The sequence below is a fragment of the Rhodococcus oryzae genome, from assembly GCF_005049235.1.
Classification (GTDB): domain Bacteria; phylum Actinomycetota; class Actinomycetes; order Mycobacteriales; family Mycobacteriaceae; genus Rhodococcus_G; species Rhodococcus_G oryzae.
In genome coordinates, this window is the sequence record NZ_SUMD01000001.1 from 183,391 (window position 1) to 196,853 (window position 13,463).

The 13,463-nt window shown below is 70.6% G+C and carries 9 protein-coding genes; 1 reads left to right on the forward strand and 8 read right to left on the reverse strand.

The genetic code is table 11. The features are described from left to right. Positions 1-25: 25 nt before the first annotated feature. From FCG67_RS00815 to FCG67_RS00835, 5 genes are all read right to left on the reverse strand, one after another. Positions 26-2,554: a [protein-PII] uridylyltransferase gene (locus FCG67_RS00815; RefSeq protein ID WP_136906315.1), complete on the reverse strand. Its 2,529-nt coding sequence runs from the start codon at positions 2,552-2,554 to the stop codon at positions 26-28. Next, positions 2,544-2,882 carry a P-II family nitrogen regulator gene (locus FCG67_RS00820; protein WP_005240467.1) on the reverse strand — a complete coding sequence of 113 codons (339 nt, stop codon included), beginning with the start codon at positions 2,880-2,882 and terminating at the stop codon, positions 2,544-2,546. The genes FCG67_RS00815 and FCG67_RS00820 overlap by 11 nt, the downstream gene beginning before the upstream one ends. Before the next feature lie 5 nt (positions 2,883-2,887). After that, a complete protein-coding gene (locus FCG67_RS00825; RefSeq protein ID WP_189636668.1) occupies positions 2,888-4,195 on the reverse strand; it encodes an ammonium transporter in 1,308 nt (435 codons plus the stop codon). A 318-nt stretch (positions 4,196-4,513) separates the two neighbouring features. After that, positions 4,514-5,545 carry a phosphotransferase family protein gene (locus FCG67_RS00830; protein WP_136906317.1) on the reverse strand — a complete coding sequence of 344 codons (1,032 nt, stop codon included), beginning with the start codon at positions 5,543-5,545 and terminating at the stop codon, positions 4,514-4,516. Continuing rightward, on the reverse strand, positions 5,538-6,683 hold the full coding sequence (locus FCG67_RS00835; RefSeq protein WP_136906319.1) for an Rv3169 family protein: 1,146 nt from the start codon (positions 6,681-6,683) through the stop codon (positions 5,538-5,540). The genes FCG67_RS00830 and FCG67_RS00835 overlap by 8 nt, the downstream gene beginning before the upstream one ends. A gap of 98 nt (positions 6,684-6,781) precedes the next feature. Between FCG67_RS00835 and FCG67_RS00840 the strand changes: the two genes are divergently transcribed. Next, positions 6,782-7,393: a TetR/AcrR family transcriptional regulator gene (locus tag FCG67_RS00840; RefSeq protein ID WP_246044703.1), complete on the forward strand. Its 612-nt coding sequence runs from the start codon at positions 6,782-6,784 to the stop codon at positions 7,391-7,393. Between the two features lie 9 nt (positions 7,394-7,402). Here the strand turns inward: FCG67_RS00840 and ftsY are convergent, their stop codons facing one another. The 3 genes from ftsY to FCG67_RS00855 all read right to left on the reverse strand — a co-directional run bounded on the left by ftsY (position 7,403) and on the right by FCG67_RS00855 (position 13,399). Then, entirely contained in the window at positions 7,403-8,824 is a 1,422-nt protein-coding gene (ftsY, locus tag FCG67_RS00845) for a signal recognition particle-docking protein FtsY (RefSeq protein ID WP_136906323.1), read from the reverse strand. A gap of 83 nt (positions 8,825-8,907) precedes the next feature. Next, positions 8,908-12,525: a chromosome segregation protein SMC gene (smc, locus tag FCG67_RS00850; RefSeq protein ID WP_136906325.1), complete on the reverse strand. Its 3,618-nt coding sequence runs from the start codon at positions 12,523-12,525 to the stop codon at positions 8,908-8,910. Between the two features lie 97 nt (positions 12,526-12,622). Beyond that, positions 12,623-13,399 carry a VOC family protein gene (locus FCG67_RS00855; protein WP_136906327.1) on the reverse strand — a complete coding sequence of 259 codons (777 nt, stop codon included), beginning with the start codon at positions 13,397-13,399 and terminating at the stop codon, positions 12,623-12,625. Between the last annotated feature and the right edge of the window lie 64 nt (positions 13,400-13,463).

The window sequence follows — 13,463 nt, forward strand, 5'->3', positions numbered from 1 at the left end:
GGCGTTTCGGTCAAGCCTAGCCGCTCTACCCGGAGCCCCCGTCCGTGGCGCCATCCTCGGCGCCCTCGCTCGTGCGCGGCCGGGGCGCCGGGACCACCGCGAGCATCGCCGCCTCGAACTCTTCCCTGGTGACCCGCGAGTCGGTGTCGCCGAGATGCAGGCAGAACGCGTCGACCACCGACGAGCCGAGCGTGGAGACTCGCGCCCAGCGGATGTCGGCACCGTGGTGCTCGAGCACGCTCGCCAGCCGGCACAGCAGGCCGAGCCGGTCCTCGGCCCTCAGTTCGAGGATCACCTGGCCCTCCACCGGGGTGTCGAACCAGATGATCCGCGGCGGCGCCTGCGCGTACTGGACCGGCACGCCCTCGGCGCCCCGCTCGAGCGCCTGCTCGGCCAGCGCCTGCTGCTCCTTCGCCTCGAGCATCGCGACCAGGTCCAGTTCCCCGGAGATGGCCCGGATGAGTTCCTGGCGCAGCAGGCCTGCCTGCGGCGGCGCACCGAACCGGGGCGCAACGGTGAACGAGTTCACCGCGGCCCCCTCGTGGCTGCCGAGGGAGGCCGAGAGCACGCGCAGCGAATGCAGCGCCAGCACGCCCGCGGCGTCCGAGAGCAGGCCGGGCGTGTCCGGCGCGACCACGGTGACGGTATAGGTGTGCGCGCCCTCCGCGGGCTGCAGCAGCACGTGCACGCCCCCGTCCGCTGCCAGCGCCGCGTGCTCCGGATCGATCGGATCCGGCGTCGGCAGGTGCTCGCCCGCCATCACCATCCGGCAGCGCCGGACCAGTTCCCGGATCAGCGACGACTTCCAGTCCCCCCACACGCCCGGACCGGTGGCAAGGGAATCGGCCTCGGCGAGCGCGTAGAGCAGTTCGAGCAGCACCGTGTCGCCGCCGAGTGCCTCCGCGACCATCCGGACCGTCGCCGGGTCGTCCAGGTCGCGGCGGGTGGCGGTCTCCGGCAGCAGCAGGTGGTAGCGCACCATCGCGCTGAGCACCGCCACGTCCGAGGGCCACAGCCCGAGCCGATTGCCGATCTGATTGGCGAGTTCGGCGCCGACCAGGCTGTGATCGCCGCCGCGGCCCTTCCCGATGTCGTGCAGGAGGGCGCCGAGCACCAGCAGGTCGGGCCGCGAGACCCGGGTGGTGAACCCGCTGGCATAGGCGGCGGTCTCGACGAGGTGCCGGTCCACCGTCCACGTGTGCACCGCGTCGCGCGGCGGCAGGTCGCGGATCGCGCCCCATTCCGGCAGCAGCCGACCCCACAGGCCGGTGCGGTCGAGCGCCTCGATCACCGCGATCGTGTTCCTGCCGGATCCGAGCAGCACGAGCAGGTCGTCGAGGGCCTCCTTCGGCCACGGCTCCCGCAGCTCGGGCGCGCTGTCCGAGAGCCGGTTCAACGTCGAGGCCGACATCGGCATGCCGGTCTGCGCGGCCGCGGCCGCCACCCGCATGATCAGCCCCGGGTCCTTGTTCGGCTTGGCATCGCGCGCCAGCACCACCTCACCCGCGTGCTCGACGACGCCCTCGTCCAGCGGTCGCCGCACCGGCACCCTGCGCAGCCGCGAGAGGCCACGGCGCGGCAACGCGTTGCCCGCCGTCCGCAGCCCGACGTCGACGGAGTAGCTGATGGTGCGGGCCGAGTCGCTGAGCATCCGGGCCAGATCGAAGCGGTCCCCTATCCGCAGGGCCGCGCCGATCTCGTCGGCGTCCTGAGCCCGGAGCTGGTCGCGGGCGCGTCCGGCCACCCGGTGCAGTTCGGTCCGCACATCCAGCAGCCGCTCGTGCGCGAATGCCAGTCCGCCGCCGGGTGTCTGCGGGCCGAGGCCCGGCACCGCGTCGGTCAGCTGCGCGATCGCCAGCGCGCTCAGCAGCTGGATGTCGCGCAGCCCGCCGCGGCCGTTCTTGATGTCCGGTTCGGCCCGGTGCGCGATCTCGCCGCTGCGTGCCCACCGCGTGCGGGCCTGCTCTACGAGTTCGTCGAAACGCGAACGGATCCCGGTGCGCCACTGCCGCCGCACCCCGCCGATCAGCAGGTTGCTCAGCTCCACATCGCCCGCGATGTGCCTGGCCTCGAGAAGACCGAGGGCGGCGGTGAGGTCCGACGACGCCACCTGCAGCGCCTGCGGGACGGTCCGCACGCTGTGGTCGAGCTTGATGTGCGCGTCCCACAACGGATACCAGAGCCGGTCGGCCACGTCGGAGACGACGGCGGGGTCCAGGTCGTCGTGCAGCAGCACCAGGTCCAGGTCGGAGTACGGCAGCAACTCGCGGCGGCCCAGCCCGCCGACGGCGACGATGGCGAATCCGCTGTCCGGCTTGATGCCGAGCTCTGCCCCCTTGGTGGTCAGCCAGAATTCGTGCAGGTCCACCAGTGCCTGCCGAAGGGCGACCGTGTCGAGGCGGCGGCTCCGGGAACCACCGTCCAGCAACTGCTTCCGGGCACGGACCAGATCGTCGGCGGCAACCATGCCCCCGGACGCGGGTGGCCCCGACCCCGCCGACGTCGCGGCGGGATCGGGGCCACCAGATCCGGACCCTGTTGGGTCAGAGCGCATCCGCGCCCCGTTCACCCGTACGTACGCGGATGACGGATTCGACGGGCGATACCCACACCTTGCCGTCTCCGATCTTTCCGGTACGAGCGGCCTCGACGATGACCTCGACGACCTTGTCCACGGCGGCGTCGTCGACGACGACCTCGACGCGAACCTTGGGCACGAAGTCGACCGAGTACTCGGCACCGCGGTACACCTCGGTGTGGCCCTTCTGACGGCCGTAGCCCTGGACCTCACTGACGGTCATACCGAGCACCCCGGCCTGCTCCAGGCCGGTCTTGACGTCCTCGAGGGTGAACGGTTTGACGATTGCGGTGATCAGCTTCATATTTCTCATGCCTCCCTGACGGTCGAGCGACCCGGTACCGAGCTTCCGCCGAGCGCGGCGAAATCGTATGCGTTCTCAGCGTGTTCTGCTTCGTCCACGCCGAGCGACTCGGCCTCATCGCTGGCCCGGAGGCCGATCGTGTACTTGACGATGAGCGCGACGATCGTCGTGGCGACGAGCGAGTACAGCAGAACCGCACCCGCACCGACCGCCTGACGCCACAGCTGGTCGAAGCCCCCACCATAGAACAGTCCCTTGACGCCCGCGGGCGCCTCCTCCGTCGCGACGAAGCCGATCAGCAGGGTGCCGACCAGACCACCGACGAGGTGGACACCGACGACGTCGAGCGAATCGTCGTAGCCGAAGCGGTACTTCAGGCCGACCGCGAGGGCACAGAGGACGCCCGCGGCCACGCCGATGGCCAGCGCGCCGAGCACGTTCACCGAGGAGCAGGCGGGGGTGATGGCGACCAGGCCGGCGACGATGCCGGAGGCAGCGCCGAGGGTGGTGGCGTGCCCGTCACGAATCCGCTCGACCAGGAGCCAGGACAGCATCGCGGCGCAGGTGGCGATCACGGTGGTGAGGAAGGTGGCACCGGCGATCCCGTTGGAGCCCACCGCGGATCCCGCGTTGAAGCCGAACCAGCCGAACCACAGCAGCGCGGCGCCGAGCATCACGAACGGCAGGTTGTGCGGACGGAAAGGCGTTCCGGGCCATCCCCGACGCTTGCCGAGGACGATGGCGAGGACCAGGCCGGCGATGCCCGCGTTGATGTGAACCGCGGTACCACCCGCGAAGTCGATTGCCTTGAGCTGGTTGGCGATCCAGCCACCCTTCTCCGCGGTCACGCCGTCGAAGGCGAAGACCCAGTGCGCCACCGGGAAGTACACGATGGTCGCCCACAGGCCCGCGAACAGGAGCCAGGGTCCGAACCGCAGGCGGTCGGCGACCGCGCCCGAGATCAGGGCGACGGTGATGATCGCGAACATCGCCTGGAAGGCGACGAACACGGTTGCCGGGATGGTGCCGACCAGCGGGATGGCCATGCCTGCGCCGGTGTCGGCGTCGGCCAGGTAGGCGCCGCCGAAGATGCCCTTCAGGCCGAAGTACTGGAAGGGGTCACCGAAGAGGCCGCCCTTGTCCTCGCCGAAGGCCACCGAGTAGCCGAACAGGACCCAGAGGATGCCCACGACGCCCATCGCGCCGATGCTCATCATGATCATGTTCAGAACGCTCTTGGCCCGGACCATGCCGCCGTAGAAGAATGCGAGCCCCGGCGTCATCAGCAACACGAGCGCGGCGCTCATCAGCATCCACGCGGTGTCTCCGGTGTCCGGCGCCCCGATTGTGGGAAATTCCACGTTGAGCCTCCTCCTTCTGTCGTCCCGCTCCTTGCGGCTTTCGACTTGGTGTGAAGACTGCTGATCCGGTGTTTCAGCTGTGGCGCTGTCGTGTTTCGCCCGGGTGAACGCATCCGGGGAATGTGTTGCTTCTGCGTTTCACGAACCTGTCGCCCAAGTGAATCTCCCTGTGCGGAGGCCGAGCCGGGCGAGCCCGGGCCGCTTCGTTACTCATTCGTTAGGCGTCCCCCGACGGTCACGGGGGCGCCGAGAGGGCGCCCCCGTGCCCCCTCACTCCCCGTCGAGCAGCTGCTCGAGTCGGGCCATGCAGAACCCGCTGATGCTGACGTTGTCACCGAGGTTCAGGTGGGTGGACAGGCGCAGCAGCGGCACCGAGAGCAGCACCGCGCCGAGCACCTCGTTGAACAGCAGGTTCTGTACCTTCCAGCCGGTCAGCTCCTCGTAGCGGGCGACGGTCTCCTCCCGCGTCGGGGTGCCGGGCAGGGTCGGGTGTCCCTCGTTCTCGCTGCACGCCCAATCCAGGAACAGCACCCAGGCCAGGTCGGCCTCGTGGTCGCCCAGGTAGGCCATCTCCCAGTCGAGTACGCCGGCGACCGCCAGCTCCGGCGTGTACAGGATGTTCGACATGCGGGCGTCGCCCCAGACCAGCGTCACGTGCTCCGGCTCGTAGAGGTTGCCCTTGAGCCAGGTCAGGGCCCTCTCCATCACCGGGGGCAGTTCCGGCGCCGCCCAGCGCACGGCCTGGTCGAGGTAGTTCACGATCTGCTCGACCGGTTTGTCCCCGAACTCGGGCATCGCCAGGAACCCGAGCCGCAGCTCCTCGGGGTCGAGCAGATGCACCTGTGCCATCGTCTCGATGCACTCCCACCACATCTTCGCCCGACCCTGCTCGTCGGCCTCGAAGTAGTTGCCTGCGGTGTGGTACGACGGGAAGTCGCTGGGCGCCTCGGCATTGCCGATGCGGTCCATCACGTAGTACGGGGTGCCGAGCGGGTTGTCGTCCGCCTCGATCCACCGGACGCTGGGGACCGGGAGATCGGTCGGGGCGAGCCGCTCCGAGACCAGGTACTGGCGCCGCAGGTCGTAGTCAGGGAACAGCGAGATCTCGGGCGGCCGTCGGAAGACGTACCCGGCCGACTCGTGCTCGGCACCCTCGAGGTTGAACAGGTAGGTCTCGGTCGAGAACCCGCGTTCGGTGCGCTTCCAGTCGACGATCTTCGCGTTCTGTGCACCCGGAATGCGCTGTTGGACGATCGGCTCGAGGGCGGCCGCCAGGTCCTCCGGCGCGACCCGCTCAGCCATTGTTCTTGCCGGATCGGTTGGCGCTCCAGTCGGTGTAGCCGTAGCGCGGGTTCACGCCCATGAACACCATCTCGACCAGTCCGTGTCCGACCTTGTCGCCCATCCGGACCTCGACGAGCGTCTCGCTGAGCATGCTCACCTTGCGGATCTCGTTGACGTCGGTGATGTCGACGTCGAAGCTGTCGCTGAAGTCCTTGCCGCGGTACATGCCCGACGCGTAGCCGTTGTACTCGTCGTACCCGGCAAGGCCCGGCCAGAAGTCACACACCGGCTTGACCTCGATGACGTCGGTCGAGCGGTCCGCGCGGTGCACGGTGAACGTGCCGGACTTGACGACGCGGAGGTCGTCGCGGAAGTCCAGGTCGTGCTCGACGTCGATGATCGGCAGCGGCTCCTTGCCGGAGTCGATCGGGAAGAGCACCTCGCCCTCGAACTGCCAACGCTCCCCGGTGTGGGTCTCGCGCTGTGCGAAGTGCACCACCTCGTCGTCGAACTGGAAGATGCCCATGTAGTAGAGGACGCCGGCAGGCACCTCGGAGGGCTGCATGTTTCCGCCCTCGGGCAGGCTGCCGCCGCCGCCGCCGTGGCGCACACCCCACGAGTGGTCGCGGCCGAACCACCAGTTCTCGGGGTCGATCTCGATGCGCTCGCCGTCGATCTCGATCCAGCCGGTGATGGTGCCGTTCTGGTAGAAGCGGCGGGCGTCCTCGCGGACCCGGCCGCGGCTGCGGTGGAAGGCCGCGGTCTGCTCGTAGACCGGGAAGTCGCCGGAGAAGTCGAGCTGCAGACTCAGGCCGTGCTCGTTGGACTCGACGGTGGAGCTCACCTTGCGCAGCGGCTCGACGATCTCGTACGTGTACGGCCCGACGCTGAACGCGTTCAGGGCCCCGGTCTGCGGGTTCAGCTCGGTGGACATGCGCACCACGCGGGCCTGCTCGCCCTTGCGGGTGACCATCGCGTAGGCATCCATGACGTTGCGGTTCGGGTACTTCGCCATGCCGGTCATGATGCTGATCTCGCCGGACTTGTCGAAGCCGTACATCACGATGCGCTCGGTCCAGCGCAGGTCGCTCTGCGAGACGTGGTCCAGGGTGGTGGGGAGCTGGTGGATGAGCAGTTCGTCGTGCGGGGTGATCATGGCGAGCCCTTCGTGAATCGGATGATTCCCGAAATATAATACGGAGCATGTCGCATCGTAATGATTTCGGCGAAATCTCTCCGGTACTGTCCGCCGATGTGAGCGAACACAGTGATCGGCAGGTCCAGCAGCCGGGCGCGGGCAGGCCCCGCGACCCCGAGGTCGACAGGTCGATCCTCCAGGCCACCCGCGAGCTGCTGACGGAAACGGGCTACCAGAAAACCACCATCTCGGCGATCTCCCGGCGCGCGAAGGTCGGCACCGCCGCGATCTACCGGCGCTGGGCGACGAGGGAATCGATCGTCGAGGACGCGATCTTCGGCATGCAGGACGTGGACCTGCCCACCGCGACCGGCGACCTGCACGCCGACCTGCTCGCGTGGACCCGGATGTTCCTCGACCGGATCGCGGAACCCGCGACCCGGTCGGCGATCCCCGGCCTGCTCTCGGCCTACCACCACCACGAAGGCGTCTACGAACGACTCGTCGGCCGCGCCGAGCTGCCCGCCAGGGAGGCGATGACCGAGCTGCTCGCCAGGGAGGCGCCGGAGCGCACGGCCGAGGCCACGCAGGCCACCGCGAACGCGGTCTTCGACCTGCTGATGTCGGCCACGACCATGCGCGGGCTCACGGTCGGGCTGATCGACGCGGAGTCGTTCTGCGCCCGGACCGCGGACGCGTTGACGGTGCTCGCCGAGTCCGGGGTCTGACCCCTCGGGTCAGCCCAGCAGTGCGTCCACGAAGGCGCCCGGCTCGAACGGCGCGAGGTCGTCCGCGCCCTCCCCCAGCCCGACGAGCTTCACCGGCACCCCCAGCTCGTGCTGCACCTGGAAGACGATGCCGCCCTTCGCCGTGCCGTCGAGCTTGGTCAGCACCACGCCGGTGATGTCCACGACCTCCGCGAATACCCGGGCCTGCATCAGGCCGTTCTGGCCGACGGTGGCGTCGAGCACCAACAGCACCTCGTCGACCACGGCGCGCTTCTCCACCACGCGCTTGACCTTGCCGAGCTCGTCCATCAGCCCGGTCTTGGTGTGCAGCCGGCCTGCGGTGTCGACGATCACCACGTCCACGCCGGTCTCGATGCCCTTGGTCACGGAGTCGAAAGCGATCGCGGCGGGGTCACCGCCCTCGGGACCACGCACCACCTCGGCGCCCACCCGCTCCGCCCAGGTCTGCAACTGGTCGGCGGCGGCCGCGCGGAAGGTGTCGGCGGCGCCGAGCAACACCCGGCGACCGTCCGCGACGAGCACGCGCGCCAGCTTGCCGGTGCTGGTGGTCTTGCCGGTGCCGTTGACTCCGACGACCAGCAGCACCCCGGGGGTCGAATCGTGCGGCAGCGCCTTGATCGAGCGGTCGAACTCGGGGTGCAGGGCCTCGATCAGGACGGTGCGGAGCAGGGCTCGGGCGTCGGCCTCGGACTTGACGCTGCCCGCCGCCAGCTCGGAGCGCAGTCGGGTCATGATCTGCTCGGTTGTGGCACTGCCGAGGTCCGCGATCAGCAGCGTGTCCTCGATCTCCTCCCACGAGTCCTCGTCCAGGTCGCCGCCGCCGAGCAGGCCCAGCAGGCTCTTACCGACCGCGGACTGCGAGCGCGAGAGCCGGCCGCGCAGCCGGTCGAGCCGGCCCGCGGTCGGCGCGATCTCCTCCACCGGAGCGGGAACGGCCGGGGCCGGAGCGGGCGCCGGTGCCTCCTCGACGGGGGCCGGCGCAGGTTCGACCGGCGCAGGCGCGGCGGGGGCTACCGGGGCGGGCGCGACCTCCGGCGCCTCCTCGACGGGCGCCTCCTCCGTGGGGGCAGGCGCGGGTTCGACCGGGGTGGGAGCGGCCGGGGCGGGCTCGACGGGCGCGGGCGGCACCTCCGTGACCGGTTCCTCGACCGGCGGAGTCACCGGCGGCGCCTGCGGCGGTGTCGGCCGCGACACGGGCGGCGCGGTGGCCGTCGCACCCTGGCTGAAGCTGATCCCACTATCGGGCTTGTATCCGCCCGACCGGTCCTTCGTTTCCTCCAGCTGACCGGGCGCGGGCTGCGTGGGCTGCAGGCTGACCCGCCGCCTCCGGTACAGCGCCCAGCCCACGACGAGCGCGACGAGAAGGACGGCCACGACAGCCGCGATTGCGATCCAAGCTCCGGTAGTCACGCCCCCCATCCTTTCAGGCACCGATCCGGCGCAGAGAGGCGACGGGAGATCACCCGGTCAGCGAGCGGTCGACGCCGCGCGCATCACTCCGCGACCGGCTGCGGAACGGCCAGGTTCTGCCCCCGCATACGCTGCGAGATGACCTGCGTGATGCCGTCGCCGCGCATGCTGACGCCGTACAGCGCGTCGGCCACCTCCATGGTCGGCTTCTGGTGCGTGATGACGATCAGCTGCGACTTCTCGCGCAGCTGCTCGAACAGGCCGATCAGGCGCCGGAGGTTGGTGTCGTCGAGCGCGGCCTCCACCTCGTCCATCACATAGAACGGGGAGGGACGGGCGCGGAAAATCGCCACCAGCATCGCCACCGCGGTCAGCGACTTCTCGCCACCGGAGAGCAGCGAGAGCCGCTTGACCTTCTTGCCGGGCGGGCGGGCCTCCACCTCGATGCCGGTGGTGAGCATGTCGGACGGATCGGTCAGCACCAGCTTGCCCTCGCCGCCGGGGAACAGTTTCGCGAACACCCCGACGAACTCGCGCTCGACGTCCTCCCACGCCTCGGTGAACACCTGCAGGATCCGGGCGTCGACGTCGGCGACCACCCCGAGCAGGTCCTTGCGCGCGGTCTTGACGTCCTCGAGCTGGGTGGCCAGGAAGTTATAGCGCTCCTCGAGCGCCGCAAACTCCTCCAGCGCAAGGGGATTGACCTTGCCGAGGGTCGCGAGGTCCTTCTCAGCCCGCTTGGCCCGTCGCTCCTGGGTGTCCCGGTCGTAGGGCATCGGCGCGGGCGCCACCACCTGTTCGCCCCGCTCGCGCGCCTGCTCGTACTCCGCCATCTCCAGTGCCGAGGGCGGCAGCGGTACGTCGGGTCCGTACTCCGCGACGAGATCGTCCAGGCCGATGCCGTGCTGCTCGGAGATGGTCTGCTCGAGCTGCTCGATCCGCAGCGCGGCCTGCGCCCTGGCCACCTCGTCGCGGTGCACGGCGTCGGTGAGCGCGGTCAGCTGTCCGGTGTACTGCCGCACCCGCTCCTTGACCGTCTCCAGTTGCTGCGTGCGTTCGGTCCGCTGCCGGGTCAGCTCGTCGCGGTGCGCCACGGCGGCCGCGACCACCTCCTCCAGGTGAGCCGCCACCCGCCTGCCGGACTCCGCGACGGCGGCGGCGACCGCGGCCGCGTTCTGCCGGGCGGCCATGGCCCGTTCGGCGCGGGCCCTGGCCTCGCGTTCCACCTGCGCCGCGCGCCGAAGCGAATCCGCCTTGCCGCGAACGGATTCCGCCCGTTCCTCGGCCGTCCGCAGTGTCAGGCGCGCTTCCATCTCCACGGACCGCACCTCGGCCAGCGCCGCGGCCGCGGCCTCGCGCTCGCCGCTGCTGGGGTCCCCCGCCGCCGGATCGCCGTCCAGCGACTGCTCCTGCTGGGCCAGCGCCAGGCGCTCCTCCAGCTCCCGCAGCGACGCAACCGCATCCTCACGGCCCGCCTCCGCCGCGGTGCGCTGGCCCGTAAGCCGATCGGACTCGGCATGCGCGGCGCGGGCCACCTGGCCGAGCCGGCCGAGCTGTTCGTAGATCGCCGACAGGGCGGCGTCGGACTCGTTGAGCGCGGCCAGGGTCTGCTCGGCGGACTCGGCGCGGTGCTCGCGTTCGGTGGTGGCCCCCGACAGCGCGGCGGAGAGCTCGTCGGCGCGGCGCTCGGCGTCCGCCAGGCCAGCGGTCGACGCGTCGATGGCCGACTGCACCTCGAGGGTGGAGGGTCGACGATCGGAGCCGCCGGTCATCCAGCCGGACCCGAGGAGGTCGCCGTCCCTGGTGACCGCACGCAGGCCGGGTCGTCCGGCGACGAGCTCCGCGGCTTCCTCCAGGGTGTCCACGACGGCCACCTCGCCGAGCAGCGCGCTGAGCGCCGCGCGCAGGTTGTCGGGATGTTCGACCAGGTCGAGGGCGCGCTGCGCGGCTCCGGGCAGGGCGGCGTGCTCACGCGGCGACGCCGAGGCGCCGTCCCCAACCACCAGTGCGGCCCGGCCGCCGTCGGCCTCCTTGAGCGCCACGACGGCCGACCGCGCGGCGGCAACCGACTGTGTCGCGATGGCGTCGGCGGCTGGCCCGAGCGCGGCGGCGATCGCGACCTCGTAGCCGTGCCGGATGCGGAGCATCCCGGCGAGCGGGCCGATCAATCCGTCCCCGGATCGATGTTCGATCAGCCAGGCGGCGCCGTCCTTCTGCTGCAGTCCGATCGAGAGCGCCTCGATCCTGGCCCGCAGCGACGCGACCTCCTGGCCGGCGGCGCGCTCGGCGTCCTGCAGTTCGGTGACCCGGGCGGTGGCCGCCTCGAGCGCGGCGACGGCGCGTTCGTTCTGGGTGTCGAGCCCGAGTTCGCCCTCGTCGAGGTCACCGATCTGTGCCTGCACGCCTTCGAATTCCGCCTGCGCCGCATCGCCGCGGGCACGGGCGTCCTCGATGGCAAGCGTCAGCCGCGCCACCTCGGCGTCGACGGAGTCCGCGCGGGAGCGGAGGGTGTCCACCTGGCCGGAGAGCCGGGCCAGGCCCTCGCGGCGGTCGGCGATGGCCCGGACGGCGGCCATGTGCGCCCGCTCGGCGGCGGCGGAGGCCTCCTCGTACTCGGTCAGGGTGTCCTTGGCGGCGTCGAGGGTGGCCCTGGCCATCTCGACCGCGGCCACCAGCTCCGCCTCCTCCGCCGCGACGCGTTCGGCCTGCGCCTCGAGCTGGTCGGGGTCCTGCCCGCGATTCGAGGTGGGTTCGCTGTCGAGGTGGCGGGCCCGTTCGGCGGCGATCCTGATCGTGGCGTTGACCCGCTCGGCCAGCGCGGAGAGCTGGAACCACGTCTGCCCCGCGGCCTCCGCGCTCGGGGTCAGCCGGGCAAGGGCCTGCTCGTGGGCGCCGAGCTCCGCGGACGCCGCCTCGAGCTCGGCCTGCACGTGCTCCTGCTGGGCTCGGGCCATCGCCTCGTCCTGGGACTGCGATGCCAGCTCCGCCCGCCGGGTGACCAGGTCGTCGGCCACCAACCGCAATCGGGCGTCGCGCAGGTCGGCCTGCACGGTCTGCGCGCGGCGCGCGACCTCGGCCTGCCTGCTCAGCGGCTTGAGCTGACGACGCAGTTCGGTCGTGAGGTCGGTCAGGCGGGCGAGATTGGCCTGCATGGCGTCCAGCTTGCGGACGGCCTTTTCCTTGCGCTTGCGGTGCTTGAGGACGCCAGCGGCCTCCTCGATGAATGCGCGGCGGTCCTCCGGGCGGGACTCCAGGATGGCGGCCAGGCGGCCCTGACCGACGATGACGTGCATCTCCCGGCCGATGCCGGAGTCGCTGAGCAGCTCCTGAACGTCCATCAACCGGCACGAGCTGCCGTTGATCTCGTACTCGCCCGCGCCGTCGCGGAACATCCGCCGGGTGATCGAGACCTCGGAGTACTCGATCGGCAGCGCGCCGTCGGAGTTGTCGATCGTGAGCGTCACCTCGGCGCGGCCGAGCGGGGGCCGGCCGGAGGTGCCGGCGAAGATGACGTCTTCCATCTTGCCGCCGCGCAGCGCCTTCGCGCCCTGCTCGCCCATCACCCAGGTGAGGGCGTCGAGAATGTTCGACTTGCCGGACCCGTTCGGCCCCACCACGCAGGTGATGCCCGGTTCGAACCGCAGAGTCGTCGCGGACGCGAAGGACTTGAACCCCTTCAGCGTCAGACTCTTGAGATGCATGGCGAATGACGTTACTGCACCGCACCGACCGGATCGGCCATTGAACGCCGCGCCGGGGCGAAGACCCGTGCCTTCGCCCCGCGGCACCGGCGAGGCCCTACCCCGATGCGCCCCGAGCCGGGGAACCCACGGTGAACTTGGCGCCGAACGGGTCGGTGATCTCCGCGGTCCGCCCGTAGGGCATGTCGGTCGGGTCGTCCGCGACACCGCCCGCTGCTCGCGCGGCGGCAACGGCCGCGTCGGCGTCGGCGACCTGGAACAGCGTGCCCCAGGCCGATGCGGGCGCCGCCGGGTCGCCCATGATGCCGCCGATCTCGTGTCCGTCCGGCCTGCGCAGGAACGTGAAGTCCATGCCGGGCAGGTCCTCGTTTCCGTCCAGCGTGAAGTCGAACACCGCGGCGTAGAAGTCGCGGGCCGGGCCGGGATCAGCCGTCACCAGGTCGTTGCGCAGCAGCGTGTTCGGCTCGTTCACCAACTCGCAGCCGACGTGCGCCTGTCCCTGCCACAGCCCGAACTGCCCGCTCGAGGGGTCTCGCACGATCGCCATCCGGCCCTGGCCCATCACGTCCATCGGCTCGACCAGCACGACGCCGCCCGCGTCCCTGGATCGCGCGACGGTGATGTCCAGGTCGTCGGTGGCCAGGTAGACGTTCCACCAGAACTCGGTCGCGTTCTCGTCGGGGTTCGGCATCAGCGCGGCGACCTTCTTCCCCCGCAACAGACACATCGTGTACCGCCCTGCCTCCTCGGGGCCGATGTCGAATTCCCACCCGAAGACCTGCCCGTAGAACGACATCGCCCGATCGAGGTCGGGGATGCCCAGGTCGATCCAGGTCGGGGTGCCAAGCGGTTGGTTCGTCGTGACGGCGCTCATCGCTACTCCTCAACTGTCGGGTACGCCGTCGACGCTAGCCTTCGGCGCCGACACGGACCCTGCA